Source organism: Streptococcus sp. k-628 (genome assembly GCF_013277475.1).
Lineage (GTDB): Bacteria > Bacillota > Bacilli > Lactobacillales > Streptococcaceae > Streptococcus.
In genome coordinates this window covers 23,866-29,915 of sequence record NZ_VMMZ01000053.1, presented here as the reverse complement: position 1 = coordinate 29,915, position 6,050 = coordinate 23,866, and the positions used below count along the sequence as shown (strand labels likewise).

The 6,050-nt window shown below is 38.1% G+C and carries 4 protein-coding genes; 3 read left to right on the top strand and 1 reads right to left on the bottom strand.

The window, feature by feature from the left end; genetic code table 11:
• The first annotated feature begins 1,308 nt into the window (after nt 1-1,308).
• Both HT730_RS07350 and HT730_RS07345 read left to right on the top strand, forming a co-directional pair.
• Nucleotides 1,309-1,593, top strand: coding sequence for a hypothetical protein (locus HT730_RS07350; RefSeq protein ID WP_050259685.1), 285 nt, complete (start codon nt 1,309-1,311; stop codon nt 1,591-1,593).
• Nucleotides 1,586-2,143, top strand: coding sequence for a DUF6036 family nucleotidyltransferase (locus HT730_RS07345; RefSeq protein ID WP_000359824.1), 558 nt, complete (start codon nt 1,586-1,588; stop codon nt 2,141-2,143). Before HT730_RS07350 ends, HT730_RS07345 begins: the two co-directional genes overlap by 8 nt.
• A gap of 263 nt (nt 2,144-2,406) precedes the next feature.
• Here the strand turns inward: HT730_RS07345 and pflB are convergent, their stop codons facing one another.
• On the bottom strand, nt 2,407-4,731 hold the full coding sequence (gene pflB, locus HT730_RS07340) for a formate C-acetyltransferase (protein ID WP_000260631.1): 2,325 nt from the start codon (nt 4,729-4,731) through the stop codon (nt 2,407-2,409).
• A 237-nt stretch (nt 4,732-4,968) separates the two neighbouring features.
• On the opposite strand from pflB, the gene dinB reads away from it, so the two are divergent.
• Entirely contained in the window at nt 4,969-6,030 is a 1,062-nt protein-coding gene (gene dinB, locus HT730_RS07335; protein WP_173307214.1) for a DNA polymerase IV, read from the top strand.
• The last annotated feature ends 20 nt before the right edge of the window (nt 6,031-6,050 follow it).

The window sequence follows — 6,050 nt, the reverse complement described above, 5'->3', positions numbered from 1 at the left end:
ACCACAGAAAGCCGTGGGGAAAGGTATGGTTTATCTGATGATACACAAATCCTCTTGCAAGAATTCATAACCACTGTCTTATAGTCAATGAAAATCAAAGAGCAAACTAGGAAGCTAGCCGTAGGCTGCTCAAAACACTGTTTTGAGGTTGTAGATAGAACTGACGAAGTCAGTAACATCTATACGGTAAGGTGAAGCTGACGTGGTTTGAAGAGATTTTCGAAGAGTATTAGTTAAATCTTGTTTAATATATCTACACCATACTGTTTTACATATAGTATTTAGCGCTGAAGTCTCTCTCCAAATTTGAATAGGAAGTTCTCACAAGAAAAGCATCTCCACGTTTCAACTTCATATGGCTCAAAAACAATCAATTGATGCTAAAACCTGTACCTAGATGTTTCGGTTCATAAAACCATGAAACTGTAAAAATAGATGAAATTGATAGCGGTAGGCAGATCAAGAGACATCGTAACTCTAAAACATCACAATATGTAAGTTCATCCTCGGAAAAATATCATTCTAATTGTTGAAATGCCTACATGAAAAGAAACGTTAAATGCTCATGAAACAAGGAATACAGGTATCAAAACTGTGACAAAACAAGTCTCTAAATTTACTAAAGACACTGCTCAACTTTACACCTGTAAATGGTTGTTGTATAATAAAGTTACAAAGATGTACGACCACACTGTTGTAAATCATAGTGTTCGCGAATATATTACTGATAGCATTTCTACAAATACAATTGAAGAGGCTGGATAGGGTTTAAACGAAATATGTCAGTGTTTTGGCATTCCTAGCCTTCATATCATTTAAAGAATTGTATAGATAAAATTTTTCCCAATACAGACACTCGTAACAACTGCTTCATTTTTCTACCAACATATTTAGGAACAAGATAAGATACAAGAGGATCAATCCATAAATCAGTTCTATACCAATCTAAGACAAATAAGCTAAAAAAAACGATTGATAATAAGCAAATAGATTCCAAATTTTCTCTATCTGCTCATTTTAATAAACAATACTAGTGTAACTATCCTTCCAGTCAGAAGCTTGTCAAGTCACACCGAAAATTCTTCTAAAATTTATCTCGTTAGCCAATCAAGCAAAAACTCGACGATAGTACAAACATTATCATACAGAATTAACTTCCTAAATTATATACTTTAGTAAGGTTTTCGTATAAGAAAAAAGGTTCATTTTACATTCTAAACACTCTTTTCTAATACGAGCTAATTAAAAAAACTACATTTTTAAATATAAACTACAATAAGATAAACTAAATTCCATAGGAGGAAGACAATGGATTGGTACGATTATATGATACAGGCATCCAAACAATCACAATTCAACGCAAGCCATTGGTTTCGCTATTTGCGAAAAGTTATTTTTGAAGACTATTCTTATTTAACAAACCAAGATGTAGAAAAGTTGCTAGACTCCAAAGAACTAACTCATTTTCAAAAAATTAGCTTGAAGTATGCCTTTCAAGAGCATACTCCAACTCATAAATATGTGATTTCATTAAATAAACCTGCTAAGTTAACCAATGTTCAAAAATTGATGGAGAAATACAAGCATGGATAAAATGAAACCGGTCTTCCAAGCCCTAAATAAGGAATTAATTCAGGAAAATCTGACTTTAACAATTATCTGTGTCGGTGGTTATGTCTTAGAATATCATGGTTTGCGTGCCACACAAGATGTTGATGCTTTTTATGACCAAAATCAGAAAATCAATGAAATTATTGCTCGTGTAGGAAAACAGTTTAATCTTAACACCCACGAAGAGTTATGGCTCAACAATCATGTCGCAAATATGAACAAACAACCTCCCTTAAGTTTATGTGAATCCTTGTACTCATTTGAGAATCTGACCGTTTTAGTAGTCCCTATTGAGTATGTGTTAGGAATGAAGATGATGAGTATCAGAGAGCAGGATTTGAAAGATATTGGTGCAATTATTAAATACAAAAACTTTCATTCACCATTCGATACCTTTAAATATTTAAAAGACATGGGATTTGATACTATTGACCTCTCTGTTCTCTTAGAAGGTTTTAGTTATGCTTATGGTATGGATTGGTTAGAAAAATTTTTTAAAGAAAATCAAGATAAACTTCGCGAATTTTATTAACAGTATCAAACAAGATGATTGTCAATTAGCCAGTCGTCTTGTTTTTATGATGGAATGAAATAAAATCGGAACAAATCGCTTAGAGAATTCCAGTCAATTTCTAGCACTGTTTGAGCCGTTTCAGCGGACTATTTCAGATTCGGTCCACTATTCCTTCCCAAAAACATTGCATATTGGGCCGAAGGAATTGCTCACACTATCCCAAGCACAAAACCCTCAGTCGACTGACCGAGGGTTCCTTATTTCATTATTCAAGAACTTGATTAGCTCAATGCATCCAAGGCATCATCCATTGAAAGAACTTCGTGGAAGACACGTTGTGTCAATTCAGTTTTTTGTTCTGGAGTGAGGTATTTAGTGTTTACACAGTATCCAGAGATACGTACGATAACGTCTTCACCTGACATGATTTTTTCGTAAACATCGTTCAAGTCCATAACGTTCAAGTTAACGTGTTGTCCACCATTTTCGAAGTAACCATCAAGGATTGTTACCAAGTTATCAACTTGTTCATCACGAGTCTTACCAAGAGCACGAGGTGAAACTTGTGTAGTCAATGAAATACCATCAGCTGCATAACTAAAGTCAAGGCTAGAAAGTGAGTTCAAGTTTTGCAACCAGCCACCTTTAGCTTTGTTAGATGGGTTAGCACCTGGTGAGAAGAATTCAAGTTTAGACAAGTTCACAGAACCATCTTCGTTGAGGTATACACCTTTGTGAACTGGTGAGTTACCAGTTTGTTTAGAGTAAGCAACGTTAGATGTGATTGTCAAAAGTGATACTGTAGCTTCAGCGTCTTTGTAAAGTTTGTGGCTACGTAGACGAGTTGTGTAAGCTTCAATCAACCATTCTGCCAATTCGTTTGAACGTGGGTCATCTTCACCCCAACGTGGGTATTCACCGATTGTTTCGTAATCGTAGATGTAGCCATTTTCATCACGGATTGGTTTAACTGTAGCGTATTTGATGGCTGACAATGTATCAACAGTGTTGGCAAATCCACAGATACCGAATCCCATGTTGGCACGTTGTTTAGTTGGCAAGAAGGCCATTTGAACAGCTTCGTAGTTGTACTTATCAGTCATGTAGTGGATGATATTCAAAGCATCTACGTAAGTGTCAGTCAACCAGTCAAGAGATTTTTCAAAGTTAGCTTTAACTGATTCAAATTCAAGAACTTCGTCACGAATTGGTTCGATGTCAAATACTTTGTAGTCTTTGTGAACATCGTCATAACCACCGTTCAAACCAGTAAGAAGGGCTTTCAATACGTTTACACGCGCACCGAAGTACTGGATGTTGTGGCGTTGCTCTTCATTTTCTGGGTCAAGTGGAGACACACAGCATGAGATACAGCTCATTTCACCATATCCGTCTTTAGCCATTGTTGTTACACCTTCGTATTGAATAGAAGAGTGTTTGTGGCTCATGTGCATACAGTAGCGACGGAAGTTGTATGGCAATTTATCAGTCCAAAGAACTGTCAAGTTTGGTTCTGGAGAGTTACCGATGTTATCAAGAGTGTTCAAGAAACGGTAGTCCATCTTAGTAACACGGTGACGACCGTCGTTACCCATACCAGCCATAGAAGTTGTGATGAAGGTTGGGTCACCTGAGTACAATTGGTCATAAGCTTTTGTACGAGCAAATTTAACTGTACGAAGTTTCATAACAAAATCATCAACGAATTCTTGGATTTCTGATTCAGTAAATGTACCACGAGCAAGGTCACGTTCTGCAAAGATGTCCAATACGATTGGTACACGACCTAGAGATGTAGCAGCACCGTTGATAACACGGCAGACAGACATGAAGGCGATGTTAACCCATTGGATCGCTTCTTTAACGTTCATCGCTGGTTTGCGAACATCAACTCCGTAAAGGTCACCCAAGCGAACAACTTGTTGCAATGCTTGGTATTGAAGATTGATTTCTTCACGAAGACGGATTGTTTCTTCATCGATTTCTTCGATTGCATTCCAGTCGTTTACTTTTTCTTGCATCAAGTAGTCTGCACCGTAAAGAGCAAGACGTGCGTAAACACCGATGATACGTCCACGTGAGTATGCATCTGGAAGACCAGTTACAGTGTGAGCGTGACGTGCGCGACGAATATTTGAAGTGTAGGCACGGAAGATACCGTCGTTAACTGTTGTTACGTATTTAGTGAAGATTTCGTGAACAGCTGGGTCTGGTTCGTATCCATTTTCTTTCAAAGTAGTTTCAGCCATACGGATACCACCTTTTGGCATGAAGTTCAATTTGAAGAGTTCATCGTTTTGGATACCAAAGATAACTTCGTTTTCTTTATCGATAAATCCTGCTGGAATGTCAGCAATAGATGTTGGACGAGTATCCATTGGGAAACGAGTTTCTTCGTAGTGTGCTTTAGTTTCTTCTACAATTTTTTTGATGTGAAGTGAACGTTCTGTTGGTCCAGCAAGGAAGCTTTCGTCTCCATCGTAAGGTGTGTAGTTAGCTTGTACAAAGCGTGATACACTTGCTTTTTCTTTCCAATCTACGCCTTTGAAGCCTTCCCAAGCTTTGTCAAAAATATCTTGTGCTTCAACAACTGTTTTAACAACCATGTTAATGTCCTCTTTTTTCTTTCTAGTAACAACCATCTGTTACATTCATGAGACAAGTATACCATACAGTAACCGATTTCAACAAGTGAAAATTCCCTATTTTTACACTTTCTTTTCTAAAACAGTCTACATTTTATTTCAAACTGTATTATATTTTTGAAAAAATAAAGTCCTTTTTTCTTTTTTTCAGAAAAAAGGGTATAATAAAAGAAAATAAGCGGTAAAAAGGGGCTAGGTATGTTGATTTTTCCTTTGTTAAATGATTTGTCAAGAAAAATCATCCATATTGACATGGATGCCTTTTTTGCTGCGGTGGAAATCAGAGATAATCCTAAACTCAGAGGAAAACCTGTCATTATCGGAAGCGACCCTCGGCAAACAGGTGGGCGGGGAGTCGTTTCTACCTGTAGCTATGAGGCGCGAACTTTTGGTGTCCATTCAGCCATGAGCTCTAAGGAAGCCTATGAGCGTTGTCCCCAGGCCGTCTTCATCTCAGGAAATTATGAGAAATACAAGGCTGTGGGACTCCAGATTCGAGCGATTTTTAAGCGCTATACAGATTTGATTGAACCCATGAGCATTGACGAAGCCTATTTGGATGTAACAGAAAATAAACTCGGTATCAAGTCAGCGGTCAAAATCGCTCGTCTCATTCAAGAGGAGATCTGGCAAGAACTCCATCTAACTGCTTCTGCCGGCGTTTCTTACAACAAATTCTTAGCTAAAATGGCCAGTGATTATCAAAAGCCACATGGTTTGACAGTGATTCTACCTGACCAGGCTGAAGATTTTCTCAAACAAATGGATATTTCCAAGTTTCATGGAGTAGGAAAAAAGACGGTGGAAAGGCTTCATCACATGGGTGTTTTTACTGGCGCTGATTTGCTTGAAGTCCCTGAGGTGACCCTAATAGACCGTTTTGGCAGACTGGGCTATGACCTGTATCGAAAGGCTCGTGGCATCCACAATTCCCCAGTTAAATCCAATCGCATCCGTAAATCAATTGGGAAGGAGAAAACCTATGGAAAGATTCTCCGTGCCGAGGAGGACATCAAAAAAGAGCTGACTCTCCTATCAGAAAGGGTCGCTCTCAATCTCAATCAGCAAGAAAAAGCTGGAAAAATTGTCATTTTGAAAATCCGCTACGAGGACTTTTCAACTCTTACCAAACGAAAAAGTCTTGCTCAAAAAACACAGGATGCTGGTCAGATAAGCCAAATCGCCCTGCAACTCTATGAAGAGTTAAGCGAGAAAGAAAGAGGTGTCCGCCTGCTGGGGATTACCCTGACTGGATTTTAAAACCTTGAAGAGCTGCCCCT